24 protein-coding genes are annotated in these 24681 nt (G+C 71.5%); 15 read left to right on the top strand and 9 right to left on the bottom strand.

Annotated features, from left to right (window positions below; all coding sequences use genetic code 11):
• Window positions 1-32 precede the first annotated feature (32 nt).
• A complete protein-coding gene (locus DEJ09_RS07205; RefSeq protein ID WP_111088053.1) occupies window positions 33-578 on the top strand; it encodes an RNA polymerase sigma factor in 546 nt (181 codons plus the stop codon).
• Window positions 575-1372, top strand: coding sequence for an anti-sigma factor (locus tag DEJ09_RS07210; RefSeq protein WP_111046115.1), 798 nt, complete (start codon window positions 575-577; stop codon window positions 1370-1372). Before DEJ09_RS07205 ends, DEJ09_RS07210 begins: the two co-directional genes overlap by 4 nt.
• A gap of 48 nt (window positions 1373-1420) precedes the next feature.
• On the opposite strand, the gene DEJ09_RS07215 is transcribed toward DEJ09_RS07210, so the two are convergent.
• Together DEJ09_RS07215 and DEJ09_RS07220 are read right to left on the bottom strand one after the other, a co-directional pair.
• Entirely contained in the window at window positions 1421-2041 is a 621-nt protein-coding gene (locus DEJ09_RS07215; protein ID WP_111088054.1) for a response regulator transcription factor, read from the bottom strand.
• On the bottom strand, window positions 2038-3216 hold the full coding sequence (locus DEJ09_RS07220) for a sensor histidine kinase (protein ID WP_111088055.1): 1179 nt from the start codon (window positions 3214-3216) through the stop codon (window positions 2038-2040). The genes DEJ09_RS07215 and DEJ09_RS07220 overlap by 4 nt, the downstream gene beginning before the upstream one ends.
• Window positions 3217-3367: 151 nt before the next feature.
• Between DEJ09_RS07220 and DEJ09_RS07225 the strand changes: the two genes are divergently transcribed.
• From DEJ09_RS07225 to DEJ09_RS07245, 5 genes are all read left to right on the top strand, one after another.
• Window positions 3368-4453 carry an ABC transporter permease gene (locus DEJ09_RS07225; protein ID WP_111088056.1) on the top strand — a complete coding sequence of 362 codons (1086 nt, stop codon included), beginning with the start codon at window positions 3368-3370 and terminating at the stop codon, window positions 4451-4453.
• Complete coding sequence (locus tag DEJ09_RS07230; protein ID WP_111088057.1) at window positions 4450-5124, top strand: ABC transporter ATP-binding protein; 675 nt, start codon at window positions 4450-4452, stop codon at window positions 5122-5124. The genes DEJ09_RS07225 and DEJ09_RS07230 overlap by 4 nt, the downstream gene beginning before the upstream one ends.
• A gap of 107 nt (window positions 5125-5231) precedes the next feature.
• The gene (locus DEJ09_RS07235) at window positions 5232-6800 is read left to right on the top strand and encodes a UDP-N-acetylglucosamine 1-carboxyvinyltransferase (protein ID WP_181431587.1); all 1569 of its coding nucleotides are present in this window, start codon (window positions 5232-5234) and stop codon (window positions 6798-6800) included.
• A gap of 214 nt (window positions 6801-7014) precedes the next feature.
• Window positions 7015-8145 carry a DUF475 domain-containing protein gene (locus DEJ09_RS07240; RefSeq protein WP_111030026.1) on the top strand — a complete coding sequence of 377 codons (1131 nt, stop codon included), beginning with the start codon at window positions 7015-7017 and terminating at the stop codon, window positions 8143-8145.
• 157 nt (window positions 8146-8302) lie between these two features.
• Entirely contained in the window at window positions 8303-9904 is a 1602-nt protein-coding gene (locus DEJ09_RS07245) for a Na+/H+ antiporter (protein ID WP_071404013.1), read from the top strand.
• A 122-nt stretch (window positions 9905-10026) separates the two neighbouring features.
• On the opposite strand, the gene DEJ09_RS07250 is transcribed toward DEJ09_RS07245, so the two are convergent.
• Window positions 10027-10974, bottom strand: a complete 948-nt coding sequence (locus DEJ09_RS07250; RefSeq protein ID WP_111088058.1) for a GlxA family transcriptional regulator — start codon at window positions 10972-10974, stop codon at window positions 10027-10029.
• Window positions 10975-11089: 115 nt separating this feature from the next.
• Between DEJ09_RS07250 and DEJ09_RS07255 the strand changes: the two genes are divergently transcribed.
• From DEJ09_RS07255 to DEJ09_RS07265, 3 genes are all read left to right on the top strand, one after another.
• On the top strand, window positions 11090-11725 hold the full coding sequence (locus DEJ09_RS07255) for an isochorismatase family protein (RefSeq protein WP_111088059.1): 636 nt from the start codon (window positions 11090-11092) through the stop codon (window positions 11723-11725).
• Between the two features lie 89 nt (window positions 11726-11814).
• Window positions 11815-11970 (top strand): hypothetical protein, encoded by a 156-nt coding sequence (locus DEJ09_RS07260; protein WP_017887460.1) that lies wholly within the window; start codon window positions 11815-11817, stop codon window positions 11968-11970.
• A gap of 120 nt (window positions 11971-12090) precedes the next feature.
• Complete coding sequence (locus DEJ09_RS07265; protein ID WP_111030022.1) at window positions 12091-12381, top strand: helix-turn-helix transcriptional regulator; 291 nt, start codon at window positions 12091-12093, stop codon at window positions 12379-12381.
• Window positions 12382-12406: 25 nt separating this feature from the next.
• Here DEJ09_RS07265 and DEJ09_RS07270 read toward each other — a convergent pair whose 3' ends face one another.
• The 3 genes from DEJ09_RS07270 to DEJ09_RS07280 all read right to left on the bottom strand — a co-directional run bounded on the left by DEJ09_RS07270 (window position 12407) and on the right by DEJ09_RS07280 (window position 14731).
• Complete coding sequence (locus tag DEJ09_RS07270; RefSeq protein ID WP_111088060.1) at window positions 12407-13096, bottom strand: cation diffusion facilitator family transporter; 690 nt, start codon at window positions 13094-13096, stop codon at window positions 12407-12409.
• Window positions 13078-13404 carry a helix-turn-helix transcriptional regulator gene (locus DEJ09_RS07275; protein ID WP_111088061.1) on the bottom strand — a complete coding sequence of 109 codons (327 nt, stop codon included), beginning with the start codon at window positions 13402-13404 and terminating at the stop codon, window positions 13078-13080. Before DEJ09_RS07275 ends, DEJ09_RS07270 begins: the two co-directional genes overlap by 19 nt.
• A 64-nt stretch (window positions 13405-13468) precedes the next feature.
• Window positions 13469-14731 (bottom strand): DUF1254 domain-containing protein, encoded by a 1263-nt coding sequence (locus DEJ09_RS07280; protein WP_220034918.1) that lies wholly within the window; start codon window positions 14729-14731, stop codon window positions 13469-13471.
• A 304-nt stretch (window positions 14732-15035) separates the two neighbouring features.
• Here DEJ09_RS07280 and DEJ09_RS07285 point away from each other — a divergent pair, with 304 nt between their 5' ends.
• The 5 genes from DEJ09_RS07285 (at window position 15036) to DEJ09_RS07305 (ending at window position 21166) form a co-directional block, all read left to right on the top strand.
• Entirely contained in the window at window positions 15036-16304 is a 1269-nt protein-coding gene (locus DEJ09_RS07285; protein ID WP_220034919.1) for a DUF1214 domain-containing protein, read from the top strand.
• Window positions 16305-16330: 26 nt separating this feature from the next.
• Window positions 16331-17155, top strand: a complete 825-nt coding sequence (locus DEJ09_RS07290; protein ID WP_111039545.1) for a mechanosensitive ion channel family protein — start codon at window positions 16331-16333, stop codon at window positions 17153-17155.
• Window positions 17142-18203: an alpha/beta hydrolase gene (locus tag DEJ09_RS07295; protein ID WP_111088063.1), complete on the top strand. Its 1062-nt coding sequence runs from the start codon at window positions 17142-17144 to the stop codon at window positions 18201-18203. The genes DEJ09_RS07290 and DEJ09_RS07295 overlap by 14 nt, the downstream gene beginning before the upstream one ends.
• 218 nt (window positions 18204-18421) lie before the next feature.
• Window positions 18422-20878 (top strand): LuxR C-terminal-related transcriptional regulator, encoded by a 2457-nt coding sequence (locus tag DEJ09_RS07300; RefSeq protein ID WP_111088064.1) that lies wholly within the window; start codon window positions 18422-18424, stop codon window positions 20876-20878.
• Between the two features lie 87 nt (window positions 20879-20965).
• Window positions 20966-21166: a hypothetical protein gene (locus DEJ09_RS07305; protein WP_128779853.1), complete on the top strand. Its 201-nt coding sequence runs from the start codon at window positions 20966-20968 to the stop codon at window positions 21164-21166.
• Between the two features lie 16 nt (window positions 21167-21182).
• Here the strand turns inward: DEJ09_RS07305 and DEJ09_RS07310 are convergent, their stop codons facing one another.
• The 3 genes from DEJ09_RS07310 to DEJ09_RS07320 are packed head-to-tail and all read right to left on the bottom strand — an operon-like array spanning window position 21183 to window position 24567.
• Window positions 21183-22802 carry a SulP family inorganic anion transporter gene (locus DEJ09_RS07310; RefSeq protein ID WP_258373823.1) on the bottom strand — a complete coding sequence of 540 codons (1620 nt, stop codon included), beginning with the start codon at window positions 22800-22802 and terminating at the stop codon, window positions 21183-21185.
• A gap of 17 nt (window positions 22803-22819) precedes the next feature.
• Complete coding sequence (locus tag DEJ09_RS07315) at window positions 22820-23497, bottom strand: GAP family protein (protein ID WP_241660355.1); 678 nt, start codon at window positions 23495-23497, stop codon at window positions 22820-22822.
• Entirely contained in the window at window positions 23494-24567 is a 1074-nt protein-coding gene (locus DEJ09_RS07320; RefSeq protein WP_164941102.1) for an AI-2E family transporter, read from the bottom strand. The genes DEJ09_RS07315 and DEJ09_RS07320 overlap by 4 nt, the downstream gene beginning before the upstream one ends.
• Window positions 24568-24681 lie beyond the last annotated feature (114 nt).

Consider the following 24681-nt stretch of genomic DNA (forward strand, 5'->3'; position numbering starts at 1 on the left):
GTCGACGACGACCGCGCCAGCGACAGGAAGACGTGACGACCATCCTCCCGGACGACAGCGAGCTCTCGGACGCGTTCCGCGCCGGGGGCGAGCACGCCCTGCGAGCCGTCTACGAACGGTGGTCGTCGCTCGTGTACTCGCTGGCCCTGCGCGCCCTGGCCGACCCGGCCGCCGCGGAGGACGTCACGCAGCAGGTCTTCGTGAAGGCCTGGCAGCGCAGCACGAGCTACGACCCCGGCCGCGCCCCGCTCGGCGCGTGGCTGGTCGGCATCACCCGGAACTGCATCACCGACGCGCAGAACGAGCGCCGACGGCACGCCAGCGCCGCCGACCCGGACGTGGTCGAGGAGACCACCCCGGCGCCGGAACCGGCCTTCGACCTGGCCGAACGCGCACTGGTCGCCGGCGAGCTCGAGCGGCTCGACGAGGTCCCACGGCGCGTGATGCGACTGGCGTTCTACGACGACCTCAGCCATCGTGAGATCGCCGAACGGCTCGAACTGCCGCTGGGCACCGTCAAGAGCCACATCCACCGAAGTCTGGCTCGGCTCCGAACACGTCTGGAGGTGATCGAATGAAGCACGTCGACGACGAGACGCTGGCGATGCTCGCGGTCTCCGACCAGGTCGCCGCGGACGACGTCGCCGAGCACCTGGCGTCCTGCGACCGGTGCCGCGACGAGGTGGCCGCGCTGCAGCGGGTCGCCGCGGTGACCCGGGCGTCCGAGGACGTCACGCTGGCCGCGCCCCCGGAGCACGTGTGGGACCGGATCGCCGCCGAGATCGCACGGACGCCGCAGCAGGCTGCGGCGCCGGCGGCCGACCCCGGACGAGCGGCCGAACGCGCGTCCGCCGCCACGACGTCCGACGCGCAGCACCACGCCGTGGCACGCCGACCCCGATCCCGTCCGCGTCGTCGCCGTGCCTTGGCGCTGGTGATCGCCGGCGTCGGTGTCCTCGCCGTCGTCCTCGGCATCGGTGTGGCGTCGGGGGTCGTCCCCGGACTCCCCCGCGGCGACACCGAGACCGTCCTGGCGAACACCGAGCTCGCAGCGCTGCCCGGTTGGTCGGGGACGACCGGCCGCGCCGAACTCGAACGTGACCAGGACGGCCGGGTGACCCTGCTCGTCGACCTGCACGGTGAGCGCGGTCGCTCCGGCACCGGTCCGCTGCGCGAGGTCTGGATGATGCGGTCGGACCTCGGCGGACTGGTGAGCGTCGGCTACCTCGACGGCGACCAGGGCCGCTTCACGGTGCCCGACGGCGTCGACACCGCGGAGTTCCCCGTCGTGGACGTCTCGGCCGAGGCCGACGACGGTGATCCGGCGCACTCCGGTGACTCGATCGTCCGGGGCACCCTGACCGATCCCTGAGCCGTGCGGGCCCTGGTGTCCGCGAGCGGGACAGCTCCGTCAGCTCCGTCAGCGGAGGATGCCGAGCGCCCGGGCTTCGGACACCGCGGCGGTCCGGGATCCGACGCCGAGCTTGGAGAACACGTGCACCAGGTGTGACTTCACCGTGGCGTCGGTGATGTGCAGGCGTGCCGCAACATCGACGTTCGAGGCACCCTCGGCGACGAGCCGGAGGACCTCGATCTCACGAGCGGACAGGCTGACCCGTGGCGCACGCATCCGTGCCATCAGGCGGCTGGCGACCGCCGGCGCGAGGGCGCTCTCACCGGCGGCTGCGGCGCGGACCGCGGCGAGCAGTTCGTCGGGCGGCGTGTCCTTGAGCAGGTACCCGCTGGCGCCCGCTTCGACGGCGCCCAGGATGTCGCCGTCGCTGTCGTAGTTGGTGAGGACGAGGACGTACGGCGCGGCGTCGGTCGACCGGATCTGCCGGGTGGCGTCGGCACCGGTGCGGTCCTGCCCGAACTGCAGGTCCATCAGCACGAGGTCGGGGTCCAGGGACGCCACGAGCGCGGCGGCTTCGTCGGGTGTCGCGGCTTCCCCGACGACGTCGATGTCGACCGCCCCGTCGAGGAGTGCGCGCAGGCCGGCGCGGACGACGGGGTGGTCATCCGCGATGACGAGTCGGATCACGGGCGACCGACCTCTACGGTCGCGGTGATGGTCGTGCCGTCCCCGGGTGCGCTGTCGATGGTGAGACGGCCACCCAGCTGGTCGACACGTTCACCCATCGCGCGGAGCCCGAACGCGTCGGACGTGCCGGAGCCGGTGCCGACACGGTCGGGGTCGAAGCCGGAGCCGTCGTCCTCCACCCGCAGGGACGCGTGCGTCGCGCTGACGTCGAGGGTGATGTCGACGGTTGTGGCACCGGCGTGCTGGGCGACGTTCGCGACGGCCCCCTGGGCGATGCGCAGCAGAGCGGTCTGCACGTCCATCGTCAACCCCGACGCTTCGGGTGCGGCCGTCACGGTGATGCCGAGCCCCTCACGGTGCCACTGGTCGCTGAGGCGGCGCAGTGCCGCGGGGAGACCGGCATCGAGGGACGGCGGTGCGAGCTCCCGGATGAAGCGCCGCGTGTCGGCGAGGCCGTCGGCCGCTGTGGCGCGTGCGAGGCGGATGTGCTCGATGCCCGGCCGGCCGCCGTCGGCTGCTTCGGCGGCGTGGAGGAGCATCTGGATGCTGGAGAGGTCCTGCGCGACGGTGTCGTGGATCTCGCGTGCCAGGCGGGCGCGCTCGGTGAGGACCCCCTGCTGCCGTTCGGTCGCGGCGAGTCGGTCGCGGGTGGCGAGGAGTTCCGCCAGGAGTGCCTCCCGCTCGACGGACTCGCGGGCGAGCGCCCGGTAGCCGAGGCCGATGAGCAACGCGACCCCGGCACCGACGAGGGGCCCGATCACCCCGCCCACGGTGAAGCCGCCGTGCAGGCCCAGGGCGACGACCGCGATCAGGGTCGCTGCGACCACGGCGGCCGGCCCGACGATCCGGGGCAGGACGTGCAGGTAGAGGAAGAACAACGGGAACACCAGGTACGCCGCTTCCGGCACCAGGACGAGCAACGCCACCCACACGGCGGTCAAGGCGGTGATCCAGGCCGCTCCCACCACGGCTCGGCGTGCCTCCGGCGCGGCGGCGACACCGGCGCCGAGCAGGTACAGGACGGCGAACCCGACCACCAGGGCGATCGCCGCCCACATGGTCGGGTCACGGACGACGAGGACCCGGACGACGACGAGTGCCACGAGCGCAGCGAACAGCACGTGCAGTCCGGTGCGGAGCCCGACGAACACGGGCGTGAGGGTGCTGTGTGCCATGTCCGTTGCAGCGTACGGCGGCCACGACCCACCGGACATCAACCAGAAGTCGGACGACAGCAGTCAACCTCCCGGCGATGGCACCGGGACCCGCGATGGCGAGGCTCGTCTGGACGGCAGGGAGCGTCCCCGCCGTCGGGAAGGAACCATCGTGTTCGTCGCTTGGCGCGACCTCCGATCCGCCCGTGGCAGGTTCGTGCTCATCGGGTCCGTGGTGTCGTTGATCACCCTCCTGGTCGGCTTCCTCGCCGGCCTGACCGGCGGCCTCGCCGCGCAGAACGTGTCCGCGGTCCTCGGCCTCCCCGGGAACCGGCTCGTGCTGCAGGAGCCCTCGACCGGGCAACCATCGTTCTCGCAGTCGACGATCGACGCCGCGACGGTGTCCGCGTGGCGGGAGTCCTCCGGCGTCGAGCACGTCACGCCGATCGGGATCGCACAGGGGCGCGCCGCCGTGCACGCCGAAGCCGCACCAGCGGTCGCCGTCGCCCTGTTCGGCGTCCCACGGGGAGCCCCCACGTCGACGGTGACCGACCTGGCTCCGAGGTCCGACGACACGGTGGGCCTGTCCGCCGGCGCAGCGAAGGACCTCGACGTCGCCGTCGGGGACGCGGTCACGATCACCGGGACGACCTACCGGGTCGCCACCGTCGGCGGAGACGCGTGGTACAGCCACACCCCCGTCGTCGCGCTCTCCCCGACGGCGTGGGCGTCGACCGACCGGCGCCTCGGCGGGGACGGCGAAGCGACCGCGCTCGCCGTCTCCGGAACGCCGGACTGGGGCAGCACGGCGGACCGCACGCGCACCGTCGCCGTGTCGCCGCTCGCCAGCCTCACCGCGCTCGAGACGTTCAAGTCGGAGGTCGGGTCCCTCGGACTCATGATCGTGATGCTCTTCGGAGTCTCCGCGCTCGTCGTCGGGGCGTTCTTCACCGTGTGGACGCTGCAGCGTGCCGACGACATCGCCGTCCTGAAGGCCCTCGGCGCCTCCGACGCGTCGCTCGTCCTCGATGCCCTCGGCCAGGCACTCGTCGTCCTGGCCGCGGGCGTCGGGGTCGGGATCGGTCTCGTGGCGGTCCTGGGGACGCTCGCGAACGGTGTCCTGCCGTTCCTGCTCAGCCCGCTCACCACCCTGCTGCCGGCCGCCGTGATGGTCATCCTCGGCCTCGCCGGTGCCGCCGTCGCACTCGGCACCGTCACCAGGGCCGACCCCCTCACCGCACTCGGGAGCAACCGATGATCACCCTCGACGACGTCACCCTCACCTTCCCCGACGGCGACTCCCGCATCACGGCGGTGGACCGCGTGTCCCTGACCGCTCCGAGCGGGGTCGTCACGGGCATCACCGGGCCCTCCGGCTCCGGGAAGTCCTCACTGCTCGCGGTCGCGGCGACCCTGATCCGCCCGGACTCCGGGCACGTGTGGATCGACGACGTCGACGCAGCGACCCTGAGCCGGAACGAGGCGACGACGCTCCGCCGCGACCAGGTCGGCATTGTCTTCCAGCAGTCGAACCTCATCGAGTCGCTCACCGCGCGGGAACAGCTGCTCGTCATGGCGGAGCTCGGCGGCGGCCGCCGAGACCGGACCGCGGTGCGCACCCGTGCCGATGCGCTGCTGGCAGCGGTCGGTATCGCCGAGCACCGCGGCAAGCGACCCGCGCAGCTCTCCGGCGGCCAACGGCAACGGGTCGCCATCGCCCGAGCCCTGGTGAACACCCCGTCCGTCCTGCTCGTCGACGAACCCACCAGCGCGCTCGACCAGGAGCGAGGCGCCGAGATCATGGCGCTGATCGCGCGCCTCACGCACGAGCAGGGCACGGCGACGATGCTCGTCACGCACGATCTCGTCCACCGCGACGCGCTCGACCGCCTGGTCACCGTCGTCGACGGCCGCCTGACCGATGCCTGAGCGTCGTCCCCCGAAATTCCCAACTGTGACGTATTCGAGACCTCAGGACGCGCGACGGGTGTCGATCTTCCACCGCTTTATCTCATGAGCGTGTTAGCGTGGCGCGCATGACCGACACCACCACCGTCGTCTCGCCGGCATCTCCGGCGACCGCAGCACCCCTCCGTGAGGTCGGCGCCCTGATCCGGGGCGCCCGCAAGGGCCGCAGCATGACGCAGGCCCAGCTCGCCGAACGCGTCGGCACCAGCCAGAGCGCGATCAACCGCATCGAGCAGGGCGGGCAGAACCTGTCCCTCGAGATGCTCACCCGCATCAGCGACGCCCTCGACCAGCAGATCGTCTCGATCGGCGGCGCCCCGCAGCGTGCCCACCTGCGCGTGCAGGGCGGCCGGAAGCTCAGCGGCTCCATCGCGGTGAACTCGAGCAAGAACGCCGCCGTGGCACTGCTCTGCGCCTCGCTGCTCAACCGCGGCGTGACCCGGCTGCACAAGGTCGCCCGGATCGTCGAGGTCGACCGCATCATCGACGTGCTCCGCAGCCTCGGCGCGAGCGTCACCTGGTCGGAGGACGGCGAGACCCTCGAGATCGTCGCCCCCGACGACCTGCACCTCGACGCGATCGACGCCGACGCCGCCCGCCGCACCCGCAGCGTGCTCATGTTCCTCGGCCCGCTCAGCGGCCGGTACGAGTCCTTCCGCCTGCCATACGCCGGCGGCTGCGACCTCGGCACCCGCACGGTCGAGCCGCACCTCATCGCGCTCCGTCCGTTCGGCGTGGACGTCGAGGCGACCTCCGGCTGGTACGAGGTCGACGTCGCGAACCAGGCCGTCCCCACCAAGTCGGTCGTGCTCACCGAGCGCGGCGACACCGTGACCGAGAACGCGATCCTCGCCGCCGCGGCCCGCGACGGCGAGACCGTCATCCGGAACGCCAGCCCCAACTACATGGTGCAGGACCTCTGCTTCTTCCTCGAGCTGCTCGGGGTGCAGATCGAGGGCATCGGCACCACCACGCTCCGCATCACCGGCAAGAGCCGCATCGACGAGGTCGTGGACTACTGGCCGAGCGAGGACCCGGTCGAGGCGATGAGCCTGCTGACCGCCGGCATCGTCACCGCGTCGACCCTCACCGTGACCCGGGCGCCGATCGAGTTCCTCGAGATCGAGCTCGCGACTCTGGCCGAGATGGGCCTGCGCTTCGACGTCACCGAGGAGTACGCCGCCGCCAACGGCCGCACCCGCCTCGTCGACATCACGGTGTACCCGTCCGAACTGCACGCGCCGATCGACAAGATCCACGCGATGCCGTTCCCCGGCCTGAACATCGACAACCTGCCGTTCTTCGTCGTCATCGCGGCCATGGCCGAGGGCACCACGCTCGTGCACGACTGGGTCTACGAGGGCCGGGCGATCCACCTGCTCGACCTCACCCGCCTGGGCGCGAGCGTCACCCTGCGTGACCCGCACCGCCTCGACGTGACCGGCCCGACGCACTTCTCCGGCGCTGAGATCAGCTGCCCGCCAGCGCTGCGGCCCGCCGTCGTGATCCTGCTGGCGATGCTCGCGGCGAAGGGCGAGAGCGTCCTGCGCAACGTCGGCATCATCGCCCGTGGCTACGAGCAGCTGCAGGAGCGCCTCAACTCGCTCGGCGCGTCCATCGAGACGTTCCACGACTGACGCTGAACCCCCGCAAGACACCGGTGTTCGCCGGTTGAACACGCGCAGACCGCGGTTCAGCACGCGAACACCGGTGTTTTGCGTTTCCCCCGACCGGCCCGTCCCCGCAAGTGGGGACGGGCCGTCACCCGTTCTGCGGGGTCCCCACGGGCCTCCAGGCCGATGCCCAGGAGCGCTCCATGCGCCGCCCAGCCCGACCGTGCTGGATGGGCAGATGGCCACGAGATCACTCCTGACCGTCCCCCTGCTCATCACCGTCGCGGCCGCCGCGGCGGCCTGGCTGGTGCTCGGCCCCGCCGCAGCGCTCGCCTTCGTCGCCCTCGCGTTCCTCGAGATCGCGATGGCCGCGGACTCGTCCGTGCCGATGGCCGGCATCGCCGGCCGGCTGCACTCCCCCGCCCGGCGGCTGTTCCTGTCGCTCGGAATCGTCGCGGGCGTGCTCGCGATGCGCCTGCTCCTGCCGCCGGCCGCCGTCGCGGTCGGTGACGCGACCGACCCGGCGAGCTCGGTGGAGGAAGCCGTCTTCGCGCCCGGCTCGTTCTCCGCGCACCTGGCCGAGGTGCGTCCCGCCCTCGCCGCCTTCGGCGCCGCGTTCATCTGGCAGGTCTTCGCCGAGTACCTGTTCAACACCGACCGCGCGTCCCGCAGGTCGTGGCTGGGCAGCCTGGAGGCGCGGCTCGCCTCCGTCGCGCGACCGCGCGTCTGGTCGCTGGTCACCGCTGCGACGGGGGTCGTCGTGACCTCCGTGCTCGTCGGGTCGCGTTCCGGCTGGGCCGCCGGTGCGCTGTTGCCGGTCGCGCTCGGTGGGGTGGCCGGCATCGCCGCGTACCTCGTGTCGAAGCGGACCGCGGCGTGGGCGCTTCGCGGTGGCCCCGGCGGCGGGTCGGACACGGCGTCGATCGGCGTGGGCCGGGGAGCCTGGCGCATCCACCTGTACGCGTCGACGGTCGTGTTCGAGCGGGGGCTCGTCGTGTTCATGCTCTTCGAGATCCTCGACGGCGTGTACAGCCTGTCCGGGTCCGGGCCGCTCGGGTCGGACGGGCTCGGGGCGCTCGAGCAGGCCGCGGTCGCCATCGGGGCGATCGGGGTGGGCGCGGTGTTCCTGGCCCGCCTGACCTCGCGGGTCGACCAGGCTGCGGGGCTCAAGCGGCTGCGGTACCTGAAGGCCGGGGCGGCGTACGTCCTCGGGGTGCTGTCGGTGCTGCTGTGGGCGAGTCTGCTCGTGCCGATCCCGGGCGTCGTCGTGGGGTGGTTCGGGACCGTCGTGATCGGGTCGGCGCTGGTGAGTTCCCTGCCGTGGCGCGCGTGGTGGCGGCGGGTGGTGCGGCGGCCGCGGGCGGTGTGAGCGGGCGCTCGTGACGCGTCGTGCGGTGTGGTGCGGCGCGTCGTTCGGCTGTGCGCGGCGCGTCGTCCGGCTGTGTGCGGCGCGTCGTCCGGCTGTTCTGGAAGGATCCACCGTGGATCGGCGTTGACTGGCGGGTCGGACGACGATCGGAGTGCACGTGCTGGGACCGGAACTGGTGGTCGTGCTCGGCCTCGCCATCGCACTGACGGCGGCCGTGGCCGACCGGATCCGGATCGCACCACCCGTGCTGCTCCTGGTCTTCGGCGCGCTGCTCGGGCTCGTGCCGGAGTTCGCGGACGTCGAGCTCCCCGCCGAGGCCGTGCTGCTGCTGTTCCTGCCGGCGCTGCTCTACTGGGAGAGCCTGACGACGTCGCTCCGCGAGATCCGGAAGAACCTGCGCGGCATCGTCCTGATGGGCACCCTGCTCGTCGTGGTGACCGCCGGTGCCGTCGCCGTCCTGCTGCACCTGCTCGGGATGCCGTGGGGACCGGCCTGGGTGCTCGGCGCCGCGGTCGCCCCGACCGACGCGACCGCGGTCGGCGTGCTCACGAAGATGCTGCCGCGGCGGAACGTCACGGTGCTCCGCGCCGAGAGCCTGGTGAACGACGGCACCACCCTCGTCGTCTACGGCATCGCGGTGGCCGTCACCGTCGGCACGCAGGAGCTCACGTTCTGGGGCGTGTCCGGCATGCTCGTCCTGTCCTACATCGGCGGGGTCGCCGCCGGGCTCGCGGCCGCGTGGATCGGGACGATGGTGCTGCGGCGCGTCGACACCGTCGTGCTCGAGAACCTCGTCACCCTGCTCGTGCCCTTCGCAGCCTTCCTGGCCGCCGAGGCCATCGGCGCTTCCGGCGTGCTCGCCGTCGTGGCGGCCGGCATCGTCGTCAGCCAGGTCGGTCCCAAGCTGGACCGTGCCGAGACCCGCCAGCAGGTGCGCGCGTTCTGGTCGTTCCTGACCTTCCTGCTCAACGGCGCGCTGTTCGTCCTGGTCGGCATCGAGGCGATGGTCGCCGCACGTGCACTCGACCCCGCCGACCTGCTGCGCGGGACCGGCATCGTCTTCGCGGTCGCGGTGCTGCTCGTCATCGTGCGGTTCGCGTTCCTCAACGCCGCGGGCGGGACCATCTGGCTCGTCACCCGACGCACCGGCGGAGAACCCCGCGAGGGCCACCGCGACCGGCTCGTCAGCGGGTTCGCCGGGTTCCGGGGCGCGGTGTCGCTCGCCATGGCCGTCGCCGTGCCGCGCACCCTCGAGTCCGGCGGCGACTTCCCCGAGCGGGACCTCATCGTCTTCGTCACCGCCGGCGTGGTCATCGTCACGATCGTCGGGCAGGCGCTCGTGCTGCCGGCCGTCCTGCGTCGCGCCGCGCTGCCCGAGGACGAGTCCGTCAGCGAGGAACGTCGCTACGCCGAACGCACCGCCATCGAGGAGGCGCTCGATGCGCTCCCCCGCCTCGCACGGTCGACCGGAGCCGATCGTGCCACCGTCGATCGCCTGCGGAAGGAGTACGAGGCGCACCTCGACGTGATCGAGGCCCGCGAAGGGGACGACGACGACCACCCCGCGCTGCAGCGGCACGACAACGCGGTCGCCCTCGAGCTCGCACTCGTCCAGCACAAGGCGAACACCCTGTTGCGCCTGCGGGACGCCGACGAGATCGACGACCTGGTGCTGCGTCAGGTGCGTGCCGGGTACGACGCGGAAGAGGCGCGGCTGGACGGCATCGAATCGGTAGCGTCACCGCCCACGTCGTCGTAGGGCGGCCCCGGGCACACCTGGTCGAATCGGGCGTACCCGGTCGGTCGTTCCGACTAGGTATGCCCGTTCCGCGTTCCCATTGCAGCCGTCATGGGATGGAACGCGCTCGTTCAGCCGGCCGGTCAGGGCCTCGCGTCGAACCGTCGGCGGTAGCTCGAGGGTGTGCTGCCGAACGCCACGGCGAAGTTCTGCCGCAGCGTGACCGGGTTGCCGAACCCGCACGCTGCGGCGATCCGGTCGACGGGCAGGTCGGTGGTCTCGAGCAGCCGACGGGCCTCGTCCAGACGGCGACTCCGTACCCAGGCCGCCGGGGTGGTGCCGGTCGACGCCCTGAAGGCCCGGACGAAGCTGCGGCGGCTCATGTGGGCCGCCGCAGCGAGTCGGTCGACGCCGAGCTCCTCGTCCAGGTGCTCCACCGCCCAGGCCGATGCCGTCGCCACCGGGTCGTCGCCCCGACGCTGCACGACCGGCCGCTCGATGTACTGGGCCTGCCCGCCTTCGCGGTGCGGCGCGACGACCAGGCTCCGCGCGACCCGGTTCGCTGCCTCGGCGCCGAGCCGCGTCCGCACGACGTGCAGGCACGCGTCCAGCCCGGACGCCGTGCCCGCCGAGGTCAGCACGTCACCGTGGTCGACGTAGAGCACGTCGGCGTCCACGGTGACGTCGGGGTGTGCGGCGGCGAGCCGGTCGACCTCGCGCCAGTGCGTGACGGCGCTGCGTCCCGCGAGGAGCCCGGCACCGGCGACCGCGATCGACCCGAGGCACAGACCGACCACGACCGAACCCCGCGCGTGCGCGTTGACGACCGCCCGCTCCGTCGGTGCCGGCAGTCGGGTGCCGTCGTCGGTCCAGGACGGCACCACGACCAGGTCGGCCTCCGCCGCGGCGTCGAGCCCCTGCACGGGACCGAGCGTCAGTCCCTCGGCGGTCCGGACCGAACCGTGCCGGTCGGAGAACACGACGGTCTCCCAGTCGGCGAGACCGAGCCGGGTGACCTCGTCGAACACCATCTGCGGGACCGACAGGTGGAACATCGTGATGCCGTCGAAGGCGTAGATGGCGATCCGCACGCGGGACTCCTCCGGTTTGGCCTGGATCCATCGTACCGACGCACGCGTGCCAATCGCACCGAGCGCATCGGCGGACGAGGATCGTCGAGTACGCCTACCGACCCAAGGAGCTCCCGTGTCCGATCCCCAGCGCGCCCTCGTCCTCGTCGACATCCAGCTGGAGTACTTCAGCGGTCCACTCGAGGTCCGGTTCCCGCCCGTCCGCGACGCGCTCGCGCAGATCACGACCGCGATCGACGCCGCGACCGCTGCCGGCACGCCGATCGTCGTCGTCCAGCACACCGCCGGTGACGCTGCGCCGGTGTTCAACCCGACGACGGAGGCGTTCGCCCTGCACCCCGAGATCGAGCGGCGACGGACGCCCGAGTGGCATCAGGTCACGAAGCAGTTCAGCTCCGTCTTCGCCCACACGGACCTGCTCGCCTGGTTGCAGGAGCGGTCGATCGACACGGTCACCCTGGTCGGCTTCATGACGAACAACTGCATCATCGCCTCGGCAGCCGAGGCGGAGGCACTCGGCGTCTCGGTCGAGGTGCTGTCCGACGCGACCGGCGCGATCAACATCGTCAACGCCGGCGGGGCCGTGTCCGCCGAGACGGTGCACCGCACCCTGATGGCGTTGTTGCAGTCGAACCTCGCCGCCGTCGCACCGACCGCGGAGTGGACGTCGGCACTCACCGCCGGCGTCGCGATCCCCGCGGACGCGTTGCCGACGTCGGCCGTCGCGGGAACCCAGCGGTTCCCGGGCTGACATCCGTTCTCATCTATAAATGTATTGCAACTTCTGCATACGTGATCTACGCTGAGGGCATCCCAACCGACGATCAGCAGGAGGTCACCATGGCCGAGCACGAGAACAGCGCAGAACACACCGTCGCCGAGCACACCCACCAGGACGGCTGCGGCCACGAGACGGTCCAGCACGAGGACCACGTCGACTTCGTCCACGACGGACACAAGCACGCCCAGCACGGCGACCACTACGACGAGCACTGATCTCCTGATCAGCGCAGGCCTGTGATCAGCACCGATCGACGGACCTGCACGACGGCCCCGACGCACCGCGCCGGGGCCGTCGTGTTGCATGCACGTATGCGCCTGCGCTTACATGAGTCCATGTCAGACGGGATCGAAGCAGCAGCCGAACTCTTCAAGGCGCTGTCCTCGCCCGCCCGACTCCGGATCCTGTCGGCGTTGATCTCCCAGCCTTCCGACGTCGGCTCCCTCGCCGAAGCGACCGAGCTGTCGCAGCCCCTGGTGTCCCAGCACCTCCGCACGCTGCGGCTCGCGGGCATCGTGCAGGTCGAGCGCATCGGGCGGAACGCGGTCTACTCGCTGCACGACGAGCACATCGCGCACATCGTCGGCGATGCGGTCAGCCACGTCCGCGAGACCGAAGCCGACTGAACCGCCGTCCGCGGGCAGACTTCGCTCAACAGCAGTCGCAGCCGTCGCCCTCGCGCTCCCCCGTCAGCGCCGACACCGGCTGCTTGCACGCGTCACCGCGCCAGGCTTCAAGTCCCTCGCGCACGGCGAACACCACCACGACGAGTCCGGCGAGCGGATCGGCCCACCACCAGCCGAACAGGCTGTTCGCCAGCAGGCCGAGCAGCACCGCCGCCGACAGGTAGCTGCAGATCAAAGTCTGCTTCGAGTCGGCGATCGCCGACGCCGAACCGAGTTCGCGTCCGGTCCGCCGTTCGAGGAGGCTCAGGAACGGCATGACGGCCAGGCTCACCGCGGCCAGGACGATGCCGACCGGACTGTGCTCCGGCGACCGGACACCCGTGAAGGTCAGGACGGCATCGACACTGACCACGACGGCGAGCCCGAAGAACGAGACCGCGATCACCCGCAGTGCCGTTCGTTCCCGGGCCTCCGGGTCGCGCCCGGCGAACTGCCACGCGACGGCCGCTGCCGACAGGACCTCGACGATCGAGTCGAGCCCGAAGCCGATCAACGCGGTGGACGAGGCAACCGAACCGGCGGCGATCGCCACGCCGGCCTCGATCACGTTGTAGGCGATGGTCGCCGCGACGATCCACCGGATCCGTCGCCGGAGCACGCCGACACGAGCCGGTGTGAGCGACACCGCGGCCGTGGTCACCGCTCGACCTCGCATCCGTCGTCGTCGGCAACGTCCACCGCGAGCACCACGTCGACCAGGGACTCGAGCGCGCGGGTGAGGTTGCGGTCCGCGATCTCGTAGCGGGTCCGACGCCCCTCGGGCACGGCGACGACGATCCCGCAGCCGCGCAGGCACGCCAGGTGGTTCGACACGTTCGTCCGCGTCAACTCGAGTTCCTCGGCGAGCCGCGCTGGGTAGCCGGGTCCGTCGAGCAGCCGGAGCAGGATCCGCGCACGCGTGGGGTCGGAGAGCGCCCGCCCGAGACGGTTCAGCACGTCGTGCCTCGAGGCAATGGTCAGCATGCGCTGACCATACGACGAAGGGAGGACGCGGAGCAAGTGCGGAGGCCCCGCTGATCCTGGCCGCTCAGGGTGTGCTGATCGCCGGCACCGGTGTGAACACCGGAGGCGTGAAGTCACCGTCCTGGATGGCTGTGCTCGGTCCGTAGAGACGGAGGATGAGGTACGAGTCCTTCTCGGGGATCGGGAGGAACTCCGGGTCGTCGGCGTGCGCGTCGACGTCGGCGCTGAGCAGGATCGAGTACATGCCGTTCTCGTCCGGTGTGAGCGTCCGGTCACCGCGACTGTGGCGGTTGATGCTGTTGTGGGCCATCAAGCGGTCGTCCTCCCCGTACACGGTGACCGACCAGAACTCCGAGACGTCCGGAGCGGGGAAGCTCGCGCGGAACTCGCGTCCCCCCGACCCGTTGATGTACTCGTTCGACCCCGCAGCGGACTCGATCTTGACGTACACCGACTCGACTGCGGGCAGTCCCCACTGTCCGACGAGTGTCCCGATGTCGAAGACGTCCCGGGGCGCGTCCTGCAGTTCGTCACGAGTGCCGAGGACGCCCTTGGAGCTGGACACCGTGGGGACGAGCTCCGTCAGGTGCTGCATCCCGAGTGCTTCGCCGCGCGCGGCGGCGTCGAGCTGGTCGTCGGAGAACTCGGTCCGACCGGGTTCGACGCCGACGGCGTCGAGGCCGACGAGCCAGGCGGCGTCCGCCCGGGCCATCGATCCGTCCGCGAGGAGGAAGTCCACTCGGTGCAACCACGTCGTCGCGGCGGGGTCAGGGAAGTCCCGGACCACCGGCGCCGGTGCGCGGGTGCCTCCGTGCTCCGACAAGGTCTCGAGGGTCCACTGGTCCTGGAGCGAGCGGGCGATCTCGAGGTCCGCACCACCCGTCGTCATGATCCGCCCCATCACCTTGATGAGGTTCGAGTCGGAGCGGATCACCTCGTCCACGCCGTCCGGGACCTCGCCGGCCCAGTCGCGCGCCGCGAAGAGGAACGTGCCGCCGGAAGCCCCACGGGTCCGAGAGCCGATCATCGCCGTCGTGTAGTGCCCCATGTCCATCGTGTGCAGGATCCAGTAACGGTCGCCGTCCACGTCCGGGACGCGCACCACGACGGGTTCCGCGGCGACGTCGAACCACCCCTGCAGGTGCAGCGTGTCGTTGTTGATCGTCGGGTGCGCCGTGTACGTGTCGTCAGCGAGGTCGCGGAGCTTCTGGAACTCGTTGAGCCGGACTCCGGGCTCGATCGTCGTCTCGTACAGGAACTCGTACGCCTTCTCCATCGAGTACCCGTAGAGGTACGCGTCCCGCGCGGTGTCGTCCGAGATGCCCACTGTCGTTCCCTTCGTCGACGAGACGGTCGGCATCCACGACGGCGCCGACCCGCTGCACGAGCGTTGCAGCGCGCAGCCGAGCACGTCTCCCCCGGACCGGGTGAACTCCGACCCTGCTCGGTCACGGCCGGACGACGACCCGCAGACACGCAGACCCGCAGACCCGCCTGCCCGCATGCCCGCCGACCCGCAGACCCGCAGCGCAGGGGGATATCACCCCGATGGGGCGAGCCAGTCGCCCGCAAGGACCACGATCGTTGCCGGTACCCGCCGCACCGCGGGCGCCACGGACCGAGGGACGGACATGACCAGCGACGTCAGCACCACGACACCCACCGACCAGGACGTCGTCGACGCCTACCTCTACCTGTTCGGGCGCCTGCTCGTGGCTCGGCAGGAACACCACGACATCGAGGTGGAACGAGTCGGGTGGAACCGGATCAAGTACAACCCCGTCGGGTCCGCCGAGTTCGTGAACCCGAACCTCGACGTCGCGTACCTCGAGGCATGGATCGCGGTCGACCGAGACCACGCGGTGCTCCTCGAGGTGCCGGAGATCCACGGCCGGTACTTCACCGTGCAGGTCATGGACGTCTGGGGCGAGGTGATCGTCAACGTCAACGAACGGAACTTCCCGGACCACCCGTCCGGGACGGTGGCGTTCCGCCTCGCGGGCACCGACCCGATCATCGACGACAGTGCACTCGTCGTCGACCTGCCGGGCCCCAAGGCGAAGATCCTCGCGAGGGTCGAGCTGCAGGACACCCCGGACGAAGCCGTCGCGCTCCAACGACGCTTCAGGATCGACGCACCCGCGGGGATCGACATCGCACCGCCTCCGGCCGTCCCCGAGTTCACGAACGCCGAACTGCCCGGAGTCGAGGCGTTCCGCGTGGGCCCGGCCCTGCTCGAGACCGCGCCGGACGCGATGCCGGACGCCCCGCGGTACGTCGCGCTCGTCTCGGCGGTCGCGGACTTCGCCGCCTCGGGGCCGGACGCGGCGGAGCACGTCGACAGGGTGATCCGGACGCAGGCCTGGCCCGCGTTCCTCGCCGGCACCAAGGGCTTCGGGACGCAACGCAACGGCTGGTCCGTCGCGTTCGCAGCCGGACGGTTCGGCAACGACGTGCTCGCCCGCGACATCGTCGACTACGGCGGACTCTGGGCGAACGTCGTGGACGAAGCCATCTACTACGTGGGGCAGCTCGGCGACGACGGCGCGCTGCTCGACGGCAGCAGGACGTACGAGGTCCGCTTCGCGCCCGGCGAGCCGGACGCCCTGGTGGACGCGTTCTGGTCACTGACGCTCTACTCGGTCCCCGACTACCGGGTGGTCCCGAACGACCTGGAGCGCTACGACGTGAACTCCGAGGCGTCGTTCGTGCGCAACGACGACGGCAGCACGAGCATCTGGCTCGCGCCGGAGCGCCCGTCGGACGCCGGCGAACCGAACTGGCTCCCGACACCGGCCGGCCGCGGGTTCTCGCTCAACCTGCGCCTCTACGTGGCTCGGAGGCCCGCGCTCGACGGCACGTGGTTCCCGCCGCCGATCGCAGCGGTCGACGCCCGCTGACCGGCTGACGACGGTCGGGCACTGTCGTGCAGGACCTCCTGAACACCCTGATCGAGCGCTCGTCGTTCGGCGTCTGGGACGTGGTCCTCGCAGCCGTGGTCCTCGTCGTCGGCTGGCTGGCCTCCGGGTGGGCACGGCGAGGGGTCGCGGCGGCATTGTCGAAGTGGAGCGGCCTCGGCCCCGGCCCCACCAACCTCATCGCCCGGCTCGTCCGGTACTCGATCCTCCTGCTCACGATCGGCATCGTGCTGACGGCGCTCGGGGCGCCGCTGCAGCCGGTGCTCGCCGCTGTCGTGATCGTGGGCGCCGTCGCGTTCCTCGCGCTCCGCGGGATCGCAGCCAACTTCGGTGCGGGCCTGGTGATCCAGGCGCGTCGACCGGTGCGCATCGGGGACGGGATCGAGGTCGAGGGGATCTCCGGTCGGATCATCGAGATGACCGGTCGCTCCGTGCTGCTCAGCGCGGCGGACGGCCGGACCGTCCGCCTGCCGAACACGATGTTGCTCGAGAACCCGCTGTGGAACGCCAGCGAGTCCGGCGCGGTCCGGAACGAGGTGCGCCTGCGGGTCCGCGAGCCGCCGGACGTCGAGGCGGTCACCACCACGGTGCTCGCCGCGGTCTCCGCGCTCGGCCACCGGTCGGAGCGCCCGCCCGAGGTCTTCGTGCACACCGTCACGCCGGCCTCGGTCGACGTCACCGTCCGCTTCTGGTCGCCCTGGGGTGCCCGAGAGCACGTCCGCTCGGCCGCCGTCCGGTCTGTCTCCGAAGCGCTCGCCGCCGCCGGGCTGGTGTCGTCGGTCTCGTCGGACCCGCCGCCCTCCGCGATCGCCGTGCGCGATGCGCTCGACTGACCACCAGCCGTTCCGGTCCGACACCGGGGCGCTCCCGGACTGGCGCCCGGACGTGCTCGGCCCCGACTACGAGGCATTCCGACTCGACCTCGAGCCGGACGCCGAGGGGCCGGTCGTCGCCACGCTGGTGCGGCGGACGTCGTCGCACCGACCACCGGGGGTCTGGTCCAGCGCACTGACCCGACGGAGCGACCGCCACCCGCTGGGCGGAGCCGACGTCCTGTACGTGCACGGCTGGTCCGACTACTTCTTCCAGCAGGAGCTGGCCGAACACCTCGAAGCGCTCGGCGCACGGTTCCACGCGGTGGACCTCCGCAAGTACGGCCGCAGTCTGCTGACCGGGCAGACGCCCGGGTACACCGACGACCTGACGGTCTACGACACCGACCTGGAGGCGGCGCTCGCCGTGATGGGGCACGGTGCGTCCGACAGACCGAGGCGTCGTCTCCTGCTCCTCGGACACTCCACGGGCGGCCTCACCCTGGCACTGTGGGCAGCACGGCACCCGGGCCGCGCCCACGGGCTGGTCCTGAACAGTCCGTGGCTCGAGTTCCAGGCCAGCGCGCTCGGACGCGAGGTGCTCACACCGCTCGTCAAGCTCGGCGCCCGTCGGAACCCGCTCGCGCCGATGCCCGTCGTCGACCCCGGTCACTACACGCGCACGGTGTCGAGCGAGGCCGAGGGATCGTGGACGTACGACCAGCACTGGCGCCCGGTGCACGGTTTCCCGCTGCACCCGGGGTGGCTCGCGGCGGTGTTCGCCGGTCAGGACACCGTGGCGCGCGGGCTGCACCTCGACATCCCCGTGCTCGTGCTGCTCAGCACGCACAGCAACCTCGGCCCCCGGTGGTCGGACGCGATGACCCACTCCGACGTCGCCCTCAACGTGGACGCAGTGGCACACCGGTCGCTGTCGCTCGGGGACGACGTCACGGTGGTCCGGGTGCACCGCGCGCTCCACGACGTGATGCTCTCCGAGCCCGCCGTCCGCGATCGTGCGTACGTCGCGATCCGGCGGTGGGCTCGGACGATCCCGCTGCACGGGTGAGCACCCCTCACCCTCTTCGGGTGATTGTCACGCGGCGTGACGATCTTCACTGCGCAAAACGGACCAGTGCGCCGTAGCGTGTGCACCACATCAGCCTTTTCAGGGGAAGGCCACACGTGCAGACCATCGGAGAGACCAGGACACCGCCGCGCACCAGGCTCCGGCCCGAGCCCGGCGGGTCCACCGCGCCACCGCAGCCGGCAGGACACCAGGGGACGGTGCGGCGTCCGCGACTGCTCGAACCGCTCCGGCAGTTCACGCGGACGGACCTGCGCCTGCTCACGCTCTGGGCGGTGGCCGGGGCTGGCAAGTCCACCGCGCTGGCGGAGTGGGCGGCAGCGCTCGAATCGGACGGTGCCCGCGTGCGGTGGCTCAACGAAGCAGACCTGCTGCTCGACGCGGACGTGCCGCTCGACGGCGACGGAACCGTGGACTGGTGGTTCGTCGACGACGTGAACACCCTGTTCGGCGGGCAGTGCCCAGCACCACTCCGTCGACTGCTGTCGATGGCGCGGGCCGGCGCGCGGATCGTCGTTGCGGGGCGTTTCGAGCCGACGGGCTTCGGCTCGGTCGTCGACACGCTGGGCGGTCAGATGGTGGTGCCGCCCGCGGCACTGGCCTTCACCGTCGACGAGACCCTCGCCCTCGCGCTCCGCTTCGACCTCGTCCTGCCGGTGCAGGACGCCGAGACGCTGGCGCAGCGCACCGGCGGGTGGGCCGCCGGTGTCGTGTTGGCGATGCCGTTCCTGCTCACCCAGACGGACCGTGCCGCCGCGGTCGCCCGGTTCGGCGGTGACCACCACCAGGTGGCCGACTACCTGACGGTGCGGATCCTCGACACCCTCAGCGCAGCCGACCGCGCCGTCGTCATGCGCGCGGCAGTCGCGTCCGAGGTGCCGCTGGACCTCGCCGTGACGCTCACCGGCCGCAACGACGTCGGGGCAGTCCTGCAACGGCTGAGCGCCCGGCACCTCTTCGTCGAGTCTGCAGCCGACGGCGACGGGTTCCGGATCCACCCGGTCCTCGCCGCGTACATGCGGGCCGAGTTCCGTCGCCGTGACGAGTGCAGCGCGGTGCGCAACCACGCGACGGCCGCCGAGTGGTACGAGCAACTCGGCGCCCACGACCTCGCGATGGAACAGGCGCTGCTCTCCCGCGATCCCCTGACCATCGCGACACAGGTCGAACGCTCCGGCAGCGTCCTCTTGATGCAGGGACGCACGACCCTGGTCGGGACGGCGCTCAGCGCACTCCCCCACGGGCGGGACACGCTGCCGGTCGCGGCGATCCGGCTCGCGATGGACGCCCCGGCGTTCCCGGACCGCATCGGGGCCGAGGAGTGCCTCACCCGGGCCGAGTCACTGTTGGCGACCGCCAGCGCGACGGAGGACCGGCGCTGGCGACCGGTGGTCCTGGCGCTCAGCACGTTCCTGATCACGGACGACGTCGCTGCCGGGGCCCGGCTGCGCGAGTTGGGCGAGTTCCTCCGCGGAACGCCGATCCCGTCCCTCGACACCGCCTTGGTCCTCCGCGCAGCGGTCGCCTGGTGCCTCATCGCGACGGGGCAGCGCGACGACGCCGAACAGCTGCTCCGGTCGGTGCAGGCAGCCGCCCTCCGCGCCGGCTACGGATGGCTCTACGTGATCGCGGTGGACGCCTCGGCCACCCTCGCGGTCCGTGCCGGCGACTGGCGGACGGCCAGTGCGCACGAGGAGCGGATGAACATCGTCCGGTTCGACACCACGCCGCCCTACAACCGGGCGACCGCACGCGCGATGCTGCTGACGACCATGCAGGCCTACGCGCGGTGCGAGCCGGTCTCCTTCGCTGCGCTGCACCGCATCGAAGCAGCAGACCCGACCGGCGCCGAGCTCGGGCTGCTGTTCCAGGTACGGGTGGTGCTCTGCGTCGCGGCGGTCGATGCGTCGGCGGCTCCCCGCGAGCCGCTCGCCCGACTCGTGCAGCTCGTCCGGACGGACGGGCGTGCTCACCCCCGGACGGTCGCAGCGGTCTCGACGCGCTTGCACTCCTGGTCGCAGACCCTGCACGGGCCGGCAGCGGCGGCGGACATCCGTCGTCTCGTCGCCGGGATCCTGGGCCCCGACTCACTCGAGGCGAACACGCTCCGGCTGCTCGCGGCCGGGCGCACCGACCACCTCGCATCGGCCGCGGTCGCCGAAGCCGTCGACGGCCGGGACGCAGCGTGGACCGGGGTCAGCGTCGTGCACGCCCATCTCGCCCTCGCCGCCCACGCGGAGCAGCAGGTCCGGCCCCTCGAGGTTGCGAACCGCGTCCGACGGGCACTGGACATCAGTGAGGAGTTCGGCTTCGCCCGGGAGTTCCTGGCGTCGCGGAACGCCGGAGCGGACCTCGTCCGCGCACTCCGTGGCTCGTTCGGCCCGCTCGAGGACTACGCGTCCCACATCACGTCGCTCGCCGCCACGGCCGCGGGCGACGCGGGGACCGGCCAACAGCAGATGGCCGTGGCGCTGACCGCCAAGGAGCAGGAGCTGCTGCTCGAGTTGCCGGCCCACCAGACGATCGCCGAGATCGCCGCGAAGCACCACCTCAGCGTCAACACGATCAAGACGCACCTCCGGAGCGTGTACGCGAAGTTGTCCGCCTCCGGCCGTACCGAGGCCGTCACGGCGGCACGACTGCACGGGCTGCTCTGAGCGGCCGGTCCACGACGACTTCACCCGGTTCAGGGGACTCGCCGTCGGCTCCTCGGTGCGATGCTCGGCCTGGAGCAGGAGGTCGCCATGAGCCGATACGAAGTCCGGTTGCCCTACGCGTCGTCGCCGACGCTCGAGGCGGCGTTCCCCGAGTTCGAACTGGTCCAGGTGGCTCCGGCCCAGACCCTGCTGATCGGGACGCTCGAGGACCAGACCGCCCTGCACGCGCTGCTCGCCCGCATCGCCGAGCTGGGGCTCGAGATCGCCGAACTCCGCCAGGAACGGTGATCGGCCGAGGCGCCGGTCACCGTGACGTCAGCGCCTCGACCGCCGCCCGGTTGCTCGTGTAGACGGCGCTGTCACCGAGCAGGTCGAAGTGTTCGAGCTCCGCCCGCGTCGCCGAGCGGACGCGGCTGAACCCGACCGTGACGCCCTGTGCCCGCGCCCACTCGATGGCCTCGCCCGCAACGTCGGCCGCGGTGGTGTCGACCCCGGTGACCGCTTCGCAGTCGATGACGAGTGCGCGTGCCCCGTCGGCGAGTCCGGCGGTCACCGCCGAGTGCACGGCGGACGAGAACACCTGCGCGTTCCCGAAGAAGAGCGGCCCCGCGAACCGCAGGACAACCACACCGGGCGCCGTCGTCACTCGACCGTCCTCGGCCGCGCGGAACACGTCGACCGGCTCGCCGCTCGGCACGAGCACGTCGACCGGCGGGTTCGCCGCCGAACGGACCACGTTCACCAGCGAGAGGACGAACGCGATGAGCACGCCGATGATCGGACCGAGCAGGAGCACTGCTGCGAAGCAGACGGCGGCGACGACGAACTCGAAGCGCCGGAGCCGCCACAGCCGTGCGAACTCCGCGATCCCGAGCAACGGTGTGACGGCGACGGCGACGATCGCCCCGATGGCCGGCGACGGGATGTCCTGCAGCAGCGCGGTGCCGAAGCAGACCACGAGCAGGGTCAGGACGGCTGCGACGACGGAGGGCAGCTGGGTCCTCGACCCGGATTGGTCCATCGCTGCGGTCCGCGACGCCGACGAGCCGACCGTGAAACCGCCGGTGAGTCCGGATCCCGCGTTCGCCGCGGCGAAGGCGAACAGGTCTCGGTTGGCGTCCTCGGCGTAGCTGTGCTGCTCGGCGTACCGACGTGCGACGAGCAGCCCCTCGGCCATCGCCACGAGGGTGAGCGCGACGGCGCTCGGCACGAGCTGCAGCCACTGCTGCCAGGAGATCTGCGGCCAGGTGAAGGTCGGCGGGCCGGCTGGGACCTCCCCGAGGACCGCGACGCCGGCGTCGTCGAGGCGGAACAGCACGAGCACGACGGTGGTGACGACGAGCACCACCAGCGCCCACGGCACCGCACGGAAGCGGCGCCCGACCACCAGGACGAGGACCGACGCGACCGAGATGCACACGGACCAGACGTTCAGGTGCCCCAGACCGCTGACGAGTTCGCCCAGCCGGGGGATGAACTCGTCGCCGCTGTCGACCTTGACACCGAGCATCTTCGCGACCTGGCTGAGCAGGATGTCGAGCGCGAGGCCGCCGACGAACCCCACCAGGATCGGCGCCGACAGGAAGTTCGCCAGGAACCCGAGCTTCAGCACCGCGCAGGCCGCGAACACGACCGCACCGATCAGTGCCTGCGCGAGGGCGAACTGCAGGTAGGAACCGCTGCCGGCCACCGCGAGCCCGGCCAGGGACGACCCGACCAACGCCGCCGCTGCCGCGTCGGGCGAGGCGACGAGCTGCCGGGACGACGCGAGGAGGGCGAAGAGGACGCCCGGCACGATCAGTGCGTAGAGGCCGGCGGTGGGTGGCAGACCCGCGATCTGCGCGTACCCGATGTTCAACGGGATGGCGATCGCCGCGAGGGTGATGCCCGCCAGGGCTTCGGTCCGCCAGGAGCGACGGGTCACGCCCGGGAGGATCCGCATCAGAACGCCCCGATCCCCTTGCCGACGGTCGTCACGCCGATCACGAGCAGCAGGACGGCCATGATCGTCGCGTTGTTGTCGGTGAGCCAGTCGCGGAGGTTCTCGAGCGGACCCGCGACCCGGTCCCCCGCCACCAGGAAGCCGAGGACCGGGATCCCGATGCTGAGCGAGGCGATCACGACGAACACGACCACCGACCACACGACGGTGCCGCCGGCGGCAGCGCTCGTGCCGACGGTGACGCCCGCCGCCACGGCCATCATGAGGTTCTTCGGGTTGACCGCCGCGAGCAGGAACGCCAGGCCGGCGGCCTTGGCCGGGGTGATCGTGTCGATGGCCGTCATCCACTTCGGCGGCGCCGGGGTCGTCCCGCGCTGCGGTCGACCGCGCCACTGGTGGACGGCGAGCAGCAGCAGCAGCACGCCCAACACGATCTTGACGATGCCGGCCACCGGCTTCGACGCGTCGGGGTCCGCCGCCGGGATCGACGAGGACAGCAGGGTCACGACGACGACCGCGACGGCGATTCCGGCGACCCACCCGACCAGGAACGCGGGTGCGACCGTGCGCGCACGTGGCGAGAGGAGCATGAGGATCGCCGCGATGATCGGGATCGGACTGATGGCGATGGTGACTGCCTGCGGCAGCATCTCGCCGAAGAGGGACGCGAAGTTCACGGTGTGCTCCTGTCTGGGTGGTGGGACGTGCTCCGCTCGCGCCGACGACGCTCCCGTGACGTCGGCGGTGACAGACCGGCGACGTCGCCGAGCGCCGGCCGGATCCACCGGGCGTCCGGGTTCGCGTCGACGAGGAGCGCCCGGACCAGGAGCGTCAGCGGGATCGCCAGCACGGCGCCGAGCGGGCCGAGGACCGCGGACCAGAACACGACCGACAGGAACGCGATCGTCTGGTTGAGCGACACCGCAGAGCCGACGATGTGGGGCTGCAGGCCGGACTGGATGACTCCGTTGATCACGGCGTAGATGATGATGACGGCGACGGCGCTCCCCCACCCGTTCGCGAGGAGCGCGAGCACGACCGGCGGGATGATGCCGATCCAGTACCCGATGTTCGGGATGAACCCGGTGATGAAGGCGAGCAGCCCCCAGAGCGCGGCGCCGGGGACCTGCAGCACGACCAGTGCCAGGGCGTCGAGGGCGGCCACGGCGGCACCGAGCACCGCCGTGACGACCATGTACTTCCGGACACTCGCGGTGAACGACGCGAGCGCGTCGACGAGCTGCGGTCGTCCGGGACGGACGCGGTCTGCGATCAGTCGCCCGTACCCGGCGTCGAGCGTCATGAAGACGATCAGCGCGAGCACCACGAGGAGTCCGACGCCGAGGCTGAACACGCTGCCCACGACACCCGAGACGGCACCGACGACCTTCCCGGGGTCGAGTCCTGCGAGGAGCGCCTGGACCTGCTCCTGCCCGATGCCGAGGGACGTCAGCCAGTCGCCGAGCTGCTCCTCGAAGGCGTGGATCTGGGCTGCGTACTGCGGGAACAACGTGGCGAACTGGGCCACGGAGAGCACGAGGGCGGCCGAGAAGCCCACGAGCAGCACCAGGATCACGACGATCACGACGGCGGAGGCGAGGCTGCGGGCGAACCCCAGCCGTTCGAGGAACACCCGGGCGGGCTGCACGCAGATCGTCACGACGAGCGCGAGCACGGTCGGGGCGATGATCCCCGAGAACCGGGCGCAGCCGACGGCGACGACGACCGCGGCGGCGAGACCCAGCATGATCCGCAGCCCCCGGTCCGGGGTGGCTCCCTGCTCCCCTCCAGTCACAGGTGTGGACCCGGAGGTCGACCCCGGTGTCGGTGTCGGTGTCGGTGACGGTGACGGCGTCGGCTG

The sequence above is a fragment of the Curtobacterium sp. MCLR17_055 genome, from assembly GCF_003234305.1.
GTDB lineage: Bacteria > Actinomycetota > Actinomycetes > Actinomycetales > Microbacteriaceae > Curtobacterium > Curtobacterium flaccumfaciens.

What these genes read in the sequence shown, in the direction of transcription:
- DEJ09_RS07295 (WP_111088063.1), top strand. Translation starts at nt 17,142, where the DNA reads ATGCGCTCGACTGACCACCAGCCGTTCCGGTCCGACACCGGGGCGCTC.
- DEJ09_RS07240 (WP_111030026.1), top strand. Translation starts at nt 7,015, where the DNA reads ATGGCCACGAGATCACTCCTGACCGTCCCCCTGCTCATCACCGTCGCG.
- DEJ09_RS07285 (WP_220034919.1), top strand. Translation starts at nt 15,036, where the DNA reads ATGACCAGCGACGTCAGCACCACGACACCCACCGACCAGGACGTCGTC.
- DEJ09_RS07320 (WP_164941102.1), bottom strand. Translation starts at nt 24,567, where the DNA reads ATGCTGGGTCTCGCCGCCGCGGTCGTCGTCGCCGTCGGCTGCGCCCGG.
- DEJ09_RS07220 (WP_111088055.1), bottom strand. Translation starts at nt 3,216, where the DNA reads ATGGCACACAGCACCCTCACGCCCGTGTTCGTCGGGCTCCGCACCGGA.
- DEJ09_RS07265 (WP_111030022.1), top strand. Translation starts at nt 12,091, where the DNA reads ATGTCAGACGGGATCGAAGCAGCAGCCGAACTCTTCAAGGCGCTGTCC.
- DEJ09_RS07230 (WP_111088057.1), top strand. Translation starts at nt 4,450, where the DNA reads ATGATCACCCTCGACGACGTCACCCTCACCTTCCCCGACGGCGACTCC.
- DEJ09_RS07210 (WP_111046115.1), top strand. Translation starts at nt 575, where the DNA reads ATGAAGCACGTCGACGACGAGACGCTGGCGATGCTCGCGGTCTCCGAC.
- DEJ09_RS07235 (WP_181431587.1), top strand. Translation starts at nt 5,232, where the DNA reads ATGACCGACACCACCACCGTCGTCTCGCCGGCATCTCCGGCGACCGCA.
- DEJ09_RS07260 (WP_017887460.1), top strand. Translation starts at nt 11,815, where the DNA reads ATGGCCGAGCACGAGAACAGCGCAGAACACACCGTCGCCGAGCACACC.
- DEJ09_RS07275 (WP_111088061.1), bottom strand. Translation starts at nt 13,404, where the DNA reads ATGCTGACCATTGCCTCGAGGCACGACGTGCTGAACCGTCTCGGGCGG.
- DEJ09_RS07270 (WP_111088060.1), bottom strand. Translation starts at nt 13,096, where the DNA reads ATGCGAGGTCGAGCGGTGACCACGGCCGCGGTGTCGCTCACACCGGCT.
- DEJ09_RS07305 (WP_128779853.1), top strand. Translation starts at nt 20,966, where the DNA reads ATGAGCCGATACGAAGTCCGGTTGCCCTACGCGTCGTCGCCGACGCTC.